Origin of the sequence: Planktothrix agardhii (assembly GCF_904830935.1) — a bacterium.
Lineage (GTDB): Bacteria > Cyanobacteriota > Cyanobacteriia > Cyanobacteriales > Microcoleaceae > Planktothrix > Planktothrix agardhii.
Window position 1 is genome coordinate 3,386,518 of sequence record NZ_LR882952.1, and the last position, 15,214, is coordinate 3,401,731.

The window sequence follows — 15,214 nt, forward strand, 5'->3', positions numbered from 1 at the left end:
TCACGGATTTAAGCGGATGACGCTGATTAACACAGATTAAAATCTGAACACGGATTTAATAGAATTACGCTGATTAACACAGATTAAAATCCGTGAAATCCGTGAAATCCTCTTAAATCCGTGATCCTATTTTACTCCTGTTCTGAGGCAGATGATTCAGCGATGGCGATCGCATCATCTGGGGATAATTTATTATTGATAATAGCCATAATTCCTGGCAGGTATTTATCCATTGTCAAAACATTAATATAAACTAAATTATTCACAAGTCCGGTGGTAAAACGCTCATGTTCTACATCAATACTGGTTTTATAGCGAATTTCACCATCGCTATAATTTAGTTCAAAATTGCCTATTGTTGTGCCATAATTAACCTTAGTTAAGAATTGTGCCATAGCTGATATTTTTTCAGGCGGTGTATTGACTGGACACAGGGAGTAAAATACAAATTGTCGATTTTCTTCTATAGCTAAAGCAAAACAAGTCCAACGTCCATGATCTCCTTCAAACACCATTTGTAAAATCGATTCTTCCTCCATCTCCACAAATTCCCAATCATCTTCGCTAAAGAATTCTTGCATAACTTCGGAAATTGAGCGAGATTGATTAATTTCGCTATCTTCATCGGGATCAATAGTTTGGAGAAATTTAATAAAATTATTTGTATCTAGGGAAATCTGACCATTTGAGTGATCATTTTCAATTTCATCGGTTTCGATTTGATTAAAGGTTTCTTTGAGAAAATTAGATAGGGATTGTAAGATTTCTGAAGCCCCATTCAGGGTATTAAAAGCTGCACTTAATTTGAGATAATCCCATACTGTTCGATATCGAATAACATCGGTTTCTTGCTGTTGTTCTACTATTAAACAATACCAATTTTCTGTATAATTTAACTGTTGATCAGAATCGGTATTAGCAGGAGCAGTATTGAGGTGATCAATAATAGCATCGTTGGTCTGACATTCTGAGAATTGGGATAATAAATCGGGACGTAATTCTATGACCAAATCCAGATTTAAACCCGGTTTGAATTGTCCTTCTTTGATGGGAATTAAGGCATCTTTTTTTAGGTTAAATAATTGATTGTTGAGAATATTTTGATATTGTTCATAACTGATATTAAGTTTTAAACAACAGCGATCGTAGTGATTGTTGGGTTTTTTGTTAAGGGCGATCGCTATACCTTTAAAAACCAATAAATTATCAGAATCTTCCCGAAATATTAACTCTCGATCAATCGGCAAGAATTGTAATACTGTTTCTGTGTTGTCTATAAACATCTTAAACTGTTCTCCTGACGTTAATTTTTATTCAATCAAGCCATATTCCTAAAATTACTACATTCTTGATTAATAAATGGGGCAATTGATTTGATGTTATAAAGATTTTAATTGTTCCGCAACTGCACTGACAAACTGCCCTTCAGTCCCATAATTTTTTGGATCGCTCCTGGTTTTTTCTAAAAGTTGCATCATCTCTTCAATATTTTTAGGTTTTTTGATCATTCCTTTTTTCCCCGTCGGCCCCAATATTCTAAATAGAAGTCCTATAGGATCTAAATCTACTAACAGTTGTAAAGCTCTTTGATTTCCTTTGAATGCAGCTTCCACAATATGTTCCGCATTAATTTTACGCCCAACACCTCTTCGACCTGTGAGAATTTTTATAAAACCTTTAATCTTGTCCATAGCTACTTCGGCAAACTTTAGCACTCCCTGTGCGGTCTTAATAATAGCTCCTGGTATTATACCTATTCCAGTTACACAGAGAATATCGCTAATCATCTTAATAAAATAATTCACAGTATGGTAGATTGATCGATAAAATCTTCTTGAAACTTTAGCATAACCGTATTCAGCCGACTGCATCACTTGATCATCACCACTTAAGATAGCACCGTAATCAAACGTCTGGGTGGCGAAGTATTGATCGGCTTCCTCTTGGTTGCTCCAGTCTACTGAATCTGGGTCAATCTTATTTTTCGCCATCGCCGCTGTTTTTAATGCTTTCCTAATAGAATAGCTGTCATAAATACTATAAGCTGATGTCAAGAAAGATACGACTGAACCTGCTATCGAACTTAGAGGAGATGCTTTGATTAACTCAGCATAATTTAGAGATCGATTTGCGATTACTTCCCCAACTGATAAGTGTTCACCTTGCTGAATATTTTGGTTCACATCTTCAATAAAACTTTTAGCATCTGCTGCAAAGGCAGCATTATTTATATTCTCTCCGAATGCTTCATTGATTGACATATCTCTCCCCGATTTTTGTTGTTTAATTTTGTTTTTCTCATATTCGATTTGCTGCTTTAGTTCTTTCATAGATTTAGATCTACTATCCTTATATCCTTTTTCTTCTAACCACAGATGAGTTTCATGATAAATCTCATCTAATATTTTCTCGTGTTTATCGTAATCCTTATCGTTCAGGGGTATTTGATTATACGTTATAATTTTTTTTTGGATTGTTTCAGTTTTATTACTAAAAATCTTACCTGTCGTTACGACATTATCAGGAAGTGGTGTAAGTTGCTGAGTTTTCCGTTGAATGGTTTTAGATGAATACAATTTTGGTAAACTTTTTGCCCCTAAAACTTCTACTCGTTCTCCCTGAGATGCCTTGGCTCCTAAATTATCGGCTTCGGCTTCTAATTGATAATCAAAATTAATTCTATTTCCTTTACTTTGAGGTTTTTTATTCACTCTCCCGGCTCGTTGTTGAACAACATGGGTGAGTTCATGTCCTAATAATTCTTGACCTTGTTGACTGTGGGGATTATATTGATCGGGTTGAAAGTGAATATCTGAACCTTGAGTAAAGGCTTTTGCTTGAATTTGTTTAGCTTGTGGCCCTGTATGGACTCGCACCCCGGAAAAATTGGTATTAAATGCCCATTCCATTTTCCGTTGTATGGGTATAGGTAATGATTGAACACTATCTCTAGGTGCAAGATTCAGTTTAACCTGCATCGGTGGAAATTGACGATTTGACTGACGCCCTTTGTTTTCACTGATAACAGGTAAGGACTGTGCTTTCATTTGGGTAGGTTCATCATCTTCTTCTGAGCGTTGAACCATACCCGACTCTAATTTAGCTTGGGGTTCATCTTCTTCTTCTGAGCGTTGAACCATACCCGACTCTAATTTAGCTTGGGGTTCATCTTCTTCTTCTGAACGTTGAACCATACCCGACTCTAATTTAGCTTGAGGTTCTTCTTCTTCTTCTGAACGTTGAACAATACCCGACTCTAATTTAGCTTGGGGTTCATCTTCTTCTTCTGAACGTTGAACAATACCCGACTCTAATTTAGCTTGGGGTTCATCTTCTTCTTCTGAACGTTGGACAATACCCGACTCTAATTTAGCTTGGGGTTCATCTTCTTCTTCTGAACGTTGGACAATACCCGACTCTAATTTAGCTTGAGCGAAGGTAAATTTAGGCTGAATGGGTGCAGCAACTTGTAGAGACGTTGCATGCAACGTCTCTACAGGTTGTGTTGGATAGAGGGGAATTTCGGCAAAGTTAAACCCAGGTTGGGAGTTTCCCGACTGTAAGGAGGATGTATTTTCGCTAACCTGCTTTGTTTCTACTTGGGGTTCTGCAAAGGGACGGGACTGAAATTGTGCCTGGACAGGCTGAACATCATGATGGGTGTTTTGAATATTTCGTTTTCGTTGAAATGCTTTCATAACCATGCCCCTGAATTAGACTGACCCGGAGAAACTTACCGTTTATGTTGCCTTTAGTATTACATGATTCGGTGTACAAATCCTATTCTACTTTAGTCTAAATCAACCCAGATAAGTCCCGTGAGCGAAAGTAAGGAAACTCTATTTTTTCTTAGGATCAGCCCGAACAGAAATTTCAACGGTCGCAGGATCAATTCGCTTAACTTTAGTATTAACGTCAAGCGGGTTTTTCCCTGGCTTATTGCCTTGCTTAGATTGAGATTTAGCAGTTTCTTTTTCGTCTGCCAATTCTTCCTGAGCTTGATTAGATTTAGCGTCATCTTCTGCTTCTTTTTTAGTTTTTTCAGGATTAGTTTTTTGCTTTTCTTCTTGAGCTTTCGGAGTTTTTTCTGGTTGATCTTCTTTAGTTTTGCCGTCTTTGGTTTTGCTGTCTTTTTTAGACTTAGATACTTGACTTAACAACCCTCCCAATAAACTACCGCTTCTGGGTCTAGTTTCAGGTTCTTTAGGTGTAAGATTATCTAAATTTTTAGCGATCGCTGCGTTATTTTCATCCGTCGGTTCCTGCGGACGGCCTTTGACCTGAATATCGTAGGTTATGCTATTACCAATTGTCGCCGAACCCACAACTTTTAGCAAATCTAAATCAAAATCAACAGAGAGTTTATCCAGTTTCTTCTGAACAATATCAGGGTCAGGATATTGATTGACAATTTGTTGAATTAATGCTACAATATCATCGACAATATCATCGGGTAAAGCCAAATTATTAGCAACGGATGAATCTTTTTTCTTGCGTTGATTTTTTTGCTCATCCTGATCTTGCTGTTTTGTAATCATCACCCGCATCGTCAGTTTGTTACCCTGAATGCTTTGAGTGATATTAGCCTGTTCTTTTTGCTTACCACCGTCGCCAAAGCCTTGACTAAGACCAGATACTAACATACTACCTGCAATCAGAAGTCCTGCATTTGCAAGTGCTGAATTTTGGCTGTTTTCATCGGATTTTGTGAGATTTTCATCGGATTTTGTGGGATTTTCATTAGTATCTGAACTCTCTGAACTGTCTTCTGCTTCCCTCTGAACGAAATAGGGCACTTCCTCACCGACTCGCTGCACCGTGCGAGACAATAGGGGAGATTCACTGGACTGTTGGACAACGTGGGTAAGTTCATGGGCGAGGAGCCTTTTACCACTAGGACTTTCGGGTTCATAATTACCTTGGCGGAAGAAAACGTCAGATCCGGTGGTAAAGGCGCGGGCATTGAGGGAGCGACTGAGGCGATCGCCCTCGGTATCATGATGAATCCGCACCTGAGCAAAGTCAAAACCAAAGGCATTTTCCATAGGTTCCCGCACGGGGGTAGGTAGGGGTTGACCTTGACCGAGGGAACGCTGAATGGCTGTTTCTACCCCGGAATGGGCATCAAGCATTTGATCGGTGTTCGGTGACATGGCTTGGCGCTGGGCCTTGGTTGATTTATCGTCATCGGGAGCAACCCCAGTAATCACATATTTACTGCCATCGGGTTTCAGGATATTTAGACTTAAGGTTTTGAGTTTATATTGAGATTTCAAAGCCGGAAGTTGACTTTTTACTAATTTTGCTTTAGGTTTTTTCTTAATAATTGATTTGAGTTTTTTAGCAACCTTAGGCAAAATCTTTTTCTTATCCATTAATTTTGCCGTTAGTGTCAAACTAGCTTTCTTTTTATTCCCTTTAATTTTCTGTTTGACAACGAGTTCATTTTTCTTGTCTTTCCAAGCAGATTCACCCGACCGTTGCACCATCACCAACCCCCCGTACACGGGGGGCAGGGGTAATTCTCCTTGAGTTACGACCGAATCAACCTGTCGTTGAACTTTAGTCGCTTCCGCTTGACCGACAATTTGATATTTATTTTTACCTTTTTTAGTCAACTTCAACTGTTTAAGTTTATGTTTAGACTTAATTCCTGATAATTTTTGATTCACGGCATCAGGATCTCGAAGATTTCTTGCTAGATTCTGAGTCTGATGACCCGCGCCTTTAATTTGTTTCTGGGCATCATTCTGAGGTTGTTTTTTATCTTTATTTTTCTTGTCTTTAGCCTTTGTGTCTTTAGACTTTGTACCTTGAGAATTTGTGCTTTTACCTTTGCGGGCTGTTTTTCCTTTCTTGCTTTTCCCGCCCCCAAAGAAAGCGGCTGCTCCTCCAAATATTCCCCCGATAGTTTTATCCACAGGTGCTTTTAATGTCGTCACAATTTTCTTAATTTTACTAGGAATTCCCCCAACACCAATTAGGGAAGCTAAGAATCCTAATAAAACCGGAATCATTTTAGCCAAAGCCTGTTCAATCATCATCGCCATCACCGCCGGAGCCCCGTCACAAATGGCTTTTAAAGTATCTAAAATTGCTTGCACAAATAGTTTAATATCTTCCCGTTTTTCCACAAAAAAGGAAATTACATCAAAAATAACTTTAGCAATTTTAGCAATTCCTGACGCTGGATTCATCATCCCAATCAGCCAACTAATCCCCGCCTTGACAATTTCCACAATTGCCATTTCCATCAAACCTTTGAGAAAGATTTTTTTCATATCATCCAAAGAGGATTTGATGAACTCCCAAACTCCTGATATACCATCTTTAATTAAGGTACTAAAGAAGGTAAAAATAAATTTTACGCCCGGTTGCAGACCGGAAATAAAGTCAAGGGCGTCTTCTCCTAAAGACCCGATTAAATCCTTAGCAAATCCCAGAATACCGCCAAGGCCGCCACTAACACTTCCTAAGATGTTCTGTACAGAATCAGGGAAAGTTTCTACGGCTTCTACCCCTTCATTAATTAAAGTCATAATCACATCGGGGCCAGCTTCTACGACCAATTTAACTAAATCCCAAAGATAGTTGAGACTATCTATACCTTTTTTGAGGACAACATCGAGAATAAACTGAATTAATTTAGCAGCTGGCGCACCTAAAATATCTCCAAGAATGCCAAAAACATATTCTTTTGTTAAGCCTAAAACCTGTAAAATAATATCTAAAAATCCTTTTAAATCAAATTTTTCAGGAAGTTTTAAGTCTCCTAAATTACCAAATAACCAAGTAATTAACCCATTGAGTAAATGTTTTGCAATATTATTGGCAAAATTCTTAATCCCATCTCCAATCCCTTTAAAGAGATTCTTCATAAATTGCACCGGATCATCGATCAGGGCATCAATCACATCCTCGGCCAGAGATCCAATAAAAACACTTAAAATTTTCTTAATCGGCCAGAGGAGAATTTTAATAATATTCTTAGCTAAATCTCCAATAAATTTTAAAGCTTTACTAATTAAGCTGGCATTTTCCGCTTTTAACTGTTCAATGCGTTTATCAAGTTCTTTTAAACTAGATTGATATTTTTTAGTTAAATCTTCTAGTAGTTGATTTTGTTTATCGGTAATACTCTGCTCAAGTTGATCAAATTTAGTTTGCACATCCGCCGCCGCTTGAGCCCCAATTTCTTGCAGGTCTTTTGGTAAGGTTTGTACATAAGCATTAACTTTTTCTCGCCCTTGATTAACTTCTGCTTGGGCTGCGGTTAATCCTTTTTCAACAATTCCACCAATATTAGAGATACTTTTTTTAACTTCTTCAATATATAGTTTTTTTCCCTCTTCATAAAAAACATTGACTTCATCGGGTAAGCCCGCAAACTTATCTCTAATCCAGGTAATAAAATCAAAAATGCGAAGTTCTCCAACTTTCACCATTTTGATCCCAAACCAGTAAGGCTTAGGTAATTTAATCGGAAATACCAAGGTATAGCGTTTATCTTTATACTCAGCCATTCTCCTTTTAACATGACCTTCAAAAGCATTTTTAGCCGCACTAATCCCGCGATTAAATTCAGTATTAACATCACTATCCATTTTCCCCAAAATACCCTTAACAGTCCCCTGAGTTTTGTCAAAAATATTTTGGATATTGGTATTAATTTCAGTCCGTTTTATTTCATCAGTCGTCTTAGTTGCCTCTTGGGAATCCCCGGTCTGCTGCATCGACTCTGTACGAGTCGCATACATATCATCGTTGGATTGTTTAGCCGATGCCTGGGCGTCAGTTTTGGCTGTGGTCAGGGTTTCCTGTTCCCCTTGACGGAATTTTTGTGGGCCTTCTGTGGTGCCATGGGTCTTGGCTTCTTTTAAGGCATCTAAGGCTTGTCCCCCGCCCTCTTCTTTCCAGGTTTCTAAACGGTCTACATTCAGGGGAACTTCTGAATCAGGTTGGGCAACGGACTGGGGTTTAACTTCTTCTTGGCGTTGAATCAAGACTTCAGGAAGCAGTTGAATCGTTTCCCCCCTTTTTTGACCCCCCCAGCCCCCCTTGGTAAAGGGGGAGTTAGGTTCGGCATCTGTCATTCCCCCCATTGCTAAGGGGGAGTTAGGTTCGGTATCTGTAATTCCCCCCATTGCTAAGGGGGGGTTAGGGGGGGTCAATTCCGGTTCTAACTGTAAAGAAGTCGCGGATGATTCCACTCCCATTCCCCCCATTGCTAAGGGGGGGTTAGGGGGGGTTAGGGGCGTCGCCATCACTTGTTCAGCCACTTGATCGGCTTGAACTTCATCAGGATCACTGCTAGAACCAACTATTGACTTCGCCTGAATCTCACCAAACGCACCCTCTAAATTCTCGGTTGTTTTTGCTAAAGGGGCCTCAATTTCCTGTTCAGTTTTTTCCTTGGGAACGGCTTTTTCCGCTTCAATTTCTGGTGGTACAGCCCCGACAACTTCCTGAGTCGGTTTCAGTTCCTCAACCTTTTTAGGAGCTTCCGCATCGGGTTCGGGAGGTGCTTTACTTTCCTCTGGTAAACCTCCACCTGACTCTTTTTTAGCTCCCTTAACTTCGGTATTTAAAGCATTTTTAATATCATCAGTCTTGCCACTACTGGCAAAATTATCGGCTTGATCTGCGTTTTTGGGTTTAACTAAGTTTAATTTTTCTAATAAACTATCTTCAAAAACTTTGCGGTCAAAGGGTTTCGGTTTTTTAGCATTCAGATCATCCATCTTCCCAGCTTGGGCTTCCCGCATTTGTTGGTCGGGATCGACCGCGGCGGTTTGGGCTTCCTCGGCGGCGGATTTGGGTGACTGGTGAGAGCTTTGTTGATCGGCTTGTTGTTTGGACTGTTTAATCACCGCCTGAAAAGCGGGGTCGGCTTCGGGTGTCGCTGGTGCTTGATCACCACTGACTTCGGGGACTGCGATCGGTGAAGTGTCGGCGCTTTTCGCTTCCCCTTCTGGGATGGGTGGGACGGCTTCGGGCTGATCCGTTTGCTCTGGCTGAGAATTTTCCCCGGCCCCAGGTTTGACCTGAAGCGGAAGTGCTACAGTCTCTTTAGAGGGACTTTGACCGCTTGCATCTTGTTTGCCTTTTTCGTCGGCTTTATCTTTAACTTTTGTTTCAGCTTCTTGACTTTCTTGTTTAGCCTGAGATTCTATTTTTTCCCCACTTTCTTTCTCTAATTTTCCTAAATTCTCCCCAGTTTCACCGGATTTAACTTTATTTTTAACGGTATCCGTATCTTCCTTAACTTTAGCGGTTTGAGTTTCAACTTTTTTCAAAGATTCCGCCGCTAAATATTTCTTTAGTTCAGCGCCTTTATCATCTTTGTCTATTTTTTCACCAGTGAGTTCTTTCTTAGCCTCTTCTTTTTCTTTTTCAACGTTCTTTTTCCGTTCTTCTGACTTAGTTTCGGCTGTTTCTTTCGTATCCCCTTTAGTAACTGATGCTTCCTCAGTCTTGGTTTCGGTGGTGACTTCAGCTTTAGTATCGGTTGTCGTCGCTTTTTTATCTTCGGTTTTTGAGGTATCAGCTTGAGAATTATTGTTGTCTTTATCTTCTTTTTTACCTGCTTTTTGTAGAGATTGTTCAGGTAAAGTTTTTAAGCCAGAGAGATTCAATGGCGGATTTTTTTTAACTCCATTTTTAACCGGAGAAGGTTGGATTTGACGCTGAATTTGGGATTTTTTTTGAATTTTCCGACTCAGAGACTTACGCTTGGCTTTAGGGCCGGTTTGTTGAATTGTGTGGGTGAGTTCATGGGCGAGAAGTTTCTTACCTTCGTCGGTATGGGGTGAATATTTTCCCGAATTAAAATAGACATCTTGCTCATGGGTAAACGCTTGAGCACCGAGATCTTTACTTAATTGAACCGCATCGGAACCCGTATGAACTTTGACGCCACTAAAGTCATTCCCAAACCTGTCTTCCATGAAACCACGGGTTTCGTCGGGTAGGGGGTTCCCGCCTCCTTTACTACTTTTAACACGAGTTTCAATATTCTCGCTGGCTGCAAATCCGCCGTTTCCTTGGCGGGAGATCAAGGTAGACTGTTTTAAGGTTTGGCTAATCCCTGATGGAATATGGTTGTCTATGGATTTGAGGTGAACGACCCCTTCTATTTCCTTTTGTTGAAGAATTCCGCTTAACCGTTTCAGGTGAAGGGTTGCTTCTTGTTCATATCGCTGGATCGTTTGAGCTAGGGGTTTGAGGTGAACGGTTCCATCTTCTTCCTGGCGCTGTTGGACGCTTTCTGTTAAGGGTTTGAGGTGAATGGTTCCCTCTTCCTCCGGTGGAGCTTGGGTTGTGTCCGTTGTCGGTTTGAGGTGAACGGTTCCCTCTTCCTCTGGTGGCGGTTGGATTGTGTCCGTTGTCGGTTTGAGGCTGACCTCCCCCTGCTCCTCTACTCCCCCTGCTCCCCCTGCTTCTCTTCTCCCCCTGCTCCCCTGCTCCTCCTGCTTCTGCACCGGAACCGTCATCGCCACGACTTTATCCGCCATTGCATCGGCTTCTTTCTCGTATTTATCCCCAGGCGCACCCACAACTAACTTGGCTTGCGGTGTGGCGGGAATATATTCACTAATCGAAATTTGACCAAAATTATAGCCGGAATTAAGATTCTGATTCCGTTGTACTTCGGGTGGAGGAGGAGCCGTCGCCCCCGCTAATTTTTGTTCACTGGTGCTGTCATCTTCTTTTAAAGCCAGTTGTTCATCCGCAAACGGCCGCACACTGGTTAATCCCACCGTTGGTGACAGTTGGGGAATAGGAGTCGGCGTACTTTTTTTGACGGGTGTAACAACAGCTTTGGTATTCATGGTTGTTTCTGGGGGTTGAGTTCAGAATTAGCTATGTTTGATGTCGTTTCATTGAACCAAGTTTTTTTGCCTAGAATTCTTGATCAGTAGATTGTACATCTTTCTGATCTGTACCTACCACTTCCCTTAAAACCGAGGTTTTCTGAAGTTTATGTTTTTGCTGTAATTCTAAGTAATAAGCAATCAATTGATAGGGGTTATGATTATTATTCTCAGAAATTCGATGACGAATATCTCGAATTTGCTCAAGTGTGGAATCATTAAGGGTAATCATAATTCTTCTCCCATTAATTCTAAAGGTGTCACTAATAAGGGAACATACAAGCCTATCATAACATTAATTCGTCTGATATGCCCAAATTTATTGGCATTAGCCAAGTGGCGACAATTCCAAGTTAAAAGAAAGTCGCATTATTGAGATTTAAAGTAATTCTTGACAAGCAGATTGTACGTCTTTTTGACCTGTACTTACCGCTTCAATTAAATCACTAATTTTATCTAAGGTATACATCCAAAGGAGGAAGGTTTCTAAAAATTCGTCTGGCTCTATTAGTTTAAATTTTCCTAAAGAATAAACATACTTAAAACCCACTTTTTCTTCTTCAAAATCAATGGTAAAAGTTCCTAGGGGAATTTGTAAATTAACCCTTGCTAAAAACCTAAGAACTTCATCGCTAAAATCCGAGGATAAACTTATGGGAAGTTGACAATAAAATTGGAGAAGTTTAATTGATTCTAAATCAGTATCTTCTAGGGGGAGGAACGTTAAACTTGCTAACCTTGATCGTTCTTGGCTGTCGGGTTCGAGCAAAATAACTAAAGAATTGATAGGAACATCGGACTGTTCCTGAATGATTTGACATTCTAAACTTAAATTTTTGTTCAGATAAGTTTTCAAATCTTGCAGTTCAGTTAAAATTTTAGCCTGTTCTGTCTCTGAAATCATGGTTCATTACTCCTGAATTTAATTAAACTTGATTCTCGGTTTTTCATGGGTTTAACGTTTTTTCATGGCGGAAACTAGCATCTCAAGTTGTTTTTGTGGAGAGGTTTCTGCATAGAATAAGGTGGTATTGACCCCCGTAGCTGAAATATATCCAACAAGTTCCTTAGCTTTGGCGCTATTTGTAGGCTCTAAGTTAGCAATTTGCCCATAGAGATAGCGTGCGTGTTGGCAATATTCTTGGTGTTTTGTATTGGTAGATTTCTTGCCAGTTTGGTCTCGATTCCGATACATTTTCTGGGCTAATTTTGCACCTCCATGAGCTATTTTAAAACCAGCTGTCCCTGCTTTCATTCCTTGACCTACCAGAACACCTACCCCTGTTGCACCGACAGCAATGGTCGTAATATCACCCGCCATATTGACTAGCTCCAGAGCAACATCTGTCCATCCAGATGTCTGACGCTTCTGATTAATTTCTGACATCTTATCGGCAAATTCATATTGATCAATATCTGTTTTTAACTTCCCTATCTTATCAACTACATCTTCTTTAAATCCGACTTGAGTTGTGGGAACAGTAGGAGTAATTATTTTATTTTTGACCTCAGTGTCGTTGATATTAACGGTTGCTTTTACACCATCATAAGCTGCTTTAGCCGTATTTTTTTCAATCTCAGCGTACTCGCTGTTAGCTATTGTCTGAATTTGTGCCAATACATCTTTAACATCTTCAAAATTAGGGTCAGATATTAATCCTTCCAGTTTGTTGACTATATTTGTCTCAAAGTCAGCCTTATTCGTAGGAGGATTTGGGATCTCCGATTTAATCTTGTCTTTCTTAGGAGTATCAATGCTTAATCCGTCAATTGTGCTAATGACAGCATCATAAGCCGTCTGACAAGGCGTTGCTTCATTGGTTGTGTATTCAGTCTTAGATTTTATATCAGCGGCATTTACAGATTGTTTAATTTGAGGTTTTATCCGAAAGTAAGTTTTATAATTGGGAAATGTTCCCCGGCGATCAGGATCAAAAACTTTAGAACCGCTAATATTAGTTTCATCCGGTTTTGCAGCATCACCCAAGGCTAGAGCCACCCCATCTACAAAACGATTTGACTCTGTTTCCATTTGGGTTTTTGTATTACCAGCACTCAAAGCATCCGACAAACGAGTTATACCATTAATTGCCGACATTGCGAGACTAAAAGCTGGAACAGCATAGACTACAGGCGTAGGAATATTATCGCTAATGATACCATAAATAGACTTAGCTACCTTGGAGCCAGCTAATGCAGCATTTACAAGTTGTTGAAGGAAAATTGCGGCTTCTTTGGGTTTTTTGCCAATCGTACTCTTATATAACTTATAGAAATTCACTATGCTGATCACGGCATCTTTCAGTCCAGATAAACCATCAGCAATGGCAGCAGTAATATTGCTGGCTAACGCAGAAGAATCTCCTCCCTCGGTATTAGCAACAGCAGCAGAAACACCAGCAGCAAGTGTGCTTCCTGATTGTAACACACCATAACCTGTTTCTAGTTTTTCCCAGATTTCTTGACTACTGATCATGGTTTTGGCATTACTGACCATTCCCAAAAGACCAGAAACACCATCCAATATGCCACCAGCCAATCCTAGATCTTGGCTATCTCCATATTCACCATAGGTGTCGTTTACTCCTCCTGATACTTGATCTGCGACTTCTCCTGCATTTTCTAGGGTTGTGGATTCTTCTGCCTCTGGATTGGTGTCTCCTAGAGGATTCGTTAGCTTTTCGAGATATTTAGTCTTGCGAATGTAACCTGATAGCCCGTCTTTTTCAGCTTTAACCCATGCGCCGCCTTCCATTATTACCTGCGGATCAACTTTTATTTCATCACCTTTTTTAAGTTTGGGCCCAATATAATTTGATTGACTAACTTTAGAGGCATCTTTTATTGATACCTTATGAAGATGAGCAGTATCTAAAATATAAGCGGTTCTCTGATTTGGATTTTGGTTTTGAGTAGCAGTTGGAGTTTGGTTTTGAGCAGCAGTTGGAGTTTGGTTTTGAGTAGCAGATGGAGTTTGGTTTTGAGCAGCAGTTGGAGTTTGGTTTTGAGTAGCAGATGGAGTTTGGTTTTGAGTAGCAGATGGAGGAGCCGTTGAAGTTAGGGTTGGAGGAGCTTGTTGTATCTTTAATGAGTTAGACGGCAGAGGTGAAATAGAAACTGAATTATTATTTGGCTGGCTTTCTTTGTCCAGTTTCCGTTTGATTGAACCCCCATTTTGCTGCACAACATGAGTTAATTCATGGGCAATTAATTCCTGTCCTGTCTTACTCCCCGGATTATATTCTCCCTGTTTAAAAAACAAATTTGGCCCCGTTGCAAAGGCACGGGAACTCAGGGAACGATTCAATTTATCTGATTGACTATCAGTATGTACTTTCACTCCACTAAAATCTGCCCCCATCGCTTTCCCCATCTTCCGTTGCAGTCCTGCATCTAGGGGACTTCCACCACTTTTAGCACTTTGAATAGTTGTTTCTATATCTGTTGAAACTGCACCCCCACCCAGGGATTTATTTTGGGGTTTAGCTTGAATTTCTTCTTCTTCTCCTTCTCGTTGAATAGCAGAAATATCAGATTTAGCTTGAATTTCTTCCTCTTCTCCTTCTCGTTGAATATTAGAAATATCAGGTTTAGCTTGAATTTCTTCCTCTTCTCCCTCTCGTTGAATATTAGAAATATCAGATTTAGCTTGAATTTCTTCCTCTTCTCCCTCTCGTTGAATATTAGAAATATCAGATTTAGCTTGAATTTCTTCTTCTTCTTCTCCCTCTCGTTGAATATTAGAAATATCAGATTTAGCTTGAATTTCTTCCTCTTCTTCTCCTTCTCGTTGAATATTAGAAATATCAGATTTAGCTTGAAGTTCTTCTTCCTCTGCTTCCTGACGTTGGACTCCTTGACCCGATGTTGACTGTTCCCCAGAAGGAGTATTAATTTGTTTGACCACTTTTTCAGCTACACTATCCGCTTCCTGTTCATATTTGTCCCCAGCGGCGCCAACGGTTAATTTTTTTTGTAGGGATAAATTAAATTTAGGTTGTATTCTGGCTGCTGACTCATCTGTATTTCCCGAAATCGGGATTTCAGCAAAATTAAAACCTTGTTTTTTCTGTATTTGCTGATGGTTTATTTCTTGGGTTTGGGGTTTCTGTGGCGCTGCGAGGGCGTTGTCCATTGGGCGAATATCTGTCAGGGATTTCGCTTGAATTCCGGTTTGATTGACAGATTCTACTTCATGGCGATTCTGTTTTTTTAGTCGTACTTTCATCGTCAGACCCCATTGCTTACAGATTAATACATTGACCAAAGTGGGATATATTTCTATTAATTATATCAATAAATTGGATAAACGAAAATTCGCTCTCATTTTATTTTTTGTA

Annotated in this window: 6 protein-coding genes; all 6 read right to left on the reverse strand. The window is 39.9% G+C overall.

What is annotated here, in order from left to right:
• Positions 1-131: 131 nt before the first annotated feature.
• Positions 132-1,283, reverse strand: a complete 1,152-nt coding sequence (locus NMG88_RS15785; protein WP_254035593.1) for a type III secretion system chaperone family protein — start codon at positions 1,281-1,283, stop codon at positions 132-134.
• Positions 1,284-1,379: 96 nt separating this feature from the next.
• Positions 1,380-3,698, reverse strand: coding sequence for an eCIS core domain-containing protein (locus NMG88_RS15790; RefSeq protein ID WP_254035594.1), 2,319 nt, complete (start codon positions 3,696-3,698; stop codon positions 1,380-1,382).
• 141 nt (positions 3,699-3,839) lie between these two features.
• Complete coding sequence (locus NMG88_RS15795; RefSeq protein ID WP_254035595.1) at positions 3,840-10,832, reverse strand: eCIS core domain-containing protein; 6,993 nt, start codon at positions 10,830-10,832, stop codon at positions 3,840-3,842.
• A gap of 70 nt (positions 10,833-10,902) precedes the next feature.
• Positions 10,903-11,106: a hypothetical protein gene (locus NMG88_RS15800; protein WP_042154125.1), complete on the reverse strand. Its 204-nt coding sequence runs from the start codon at positions 11,104-11,106 to the stop codon at positions 10,903-10,905.
• A gap of 147 nt (positions 11,107-11,253) precedes the next feature.
• Positions 11,254-11,778, reverse strand: coding sequence for a type III secretion system chaperone family protein (locus NMG88_RS15805; RefSeq protein ID WP_254033128.1), 525 nt, complete (start codon positions 11,776-11,778; stop codon positions 11,254-11,256).
• 51 nt (positions 11,779-11,829) lie between these two features.
• Positions 11,830-15,102, reverse strand: a complete 3,273-nt coding sequence (locus NMG88_RS15810) for an eCIS core domain-containing protein (protein WP_254035596.1) — start codon at positions 15,100-15,102, stop codon at positions 11,830-11,832.
• Between the last annotated feature and the right edge of the window lie 112 nt (positions 15,103-15,214).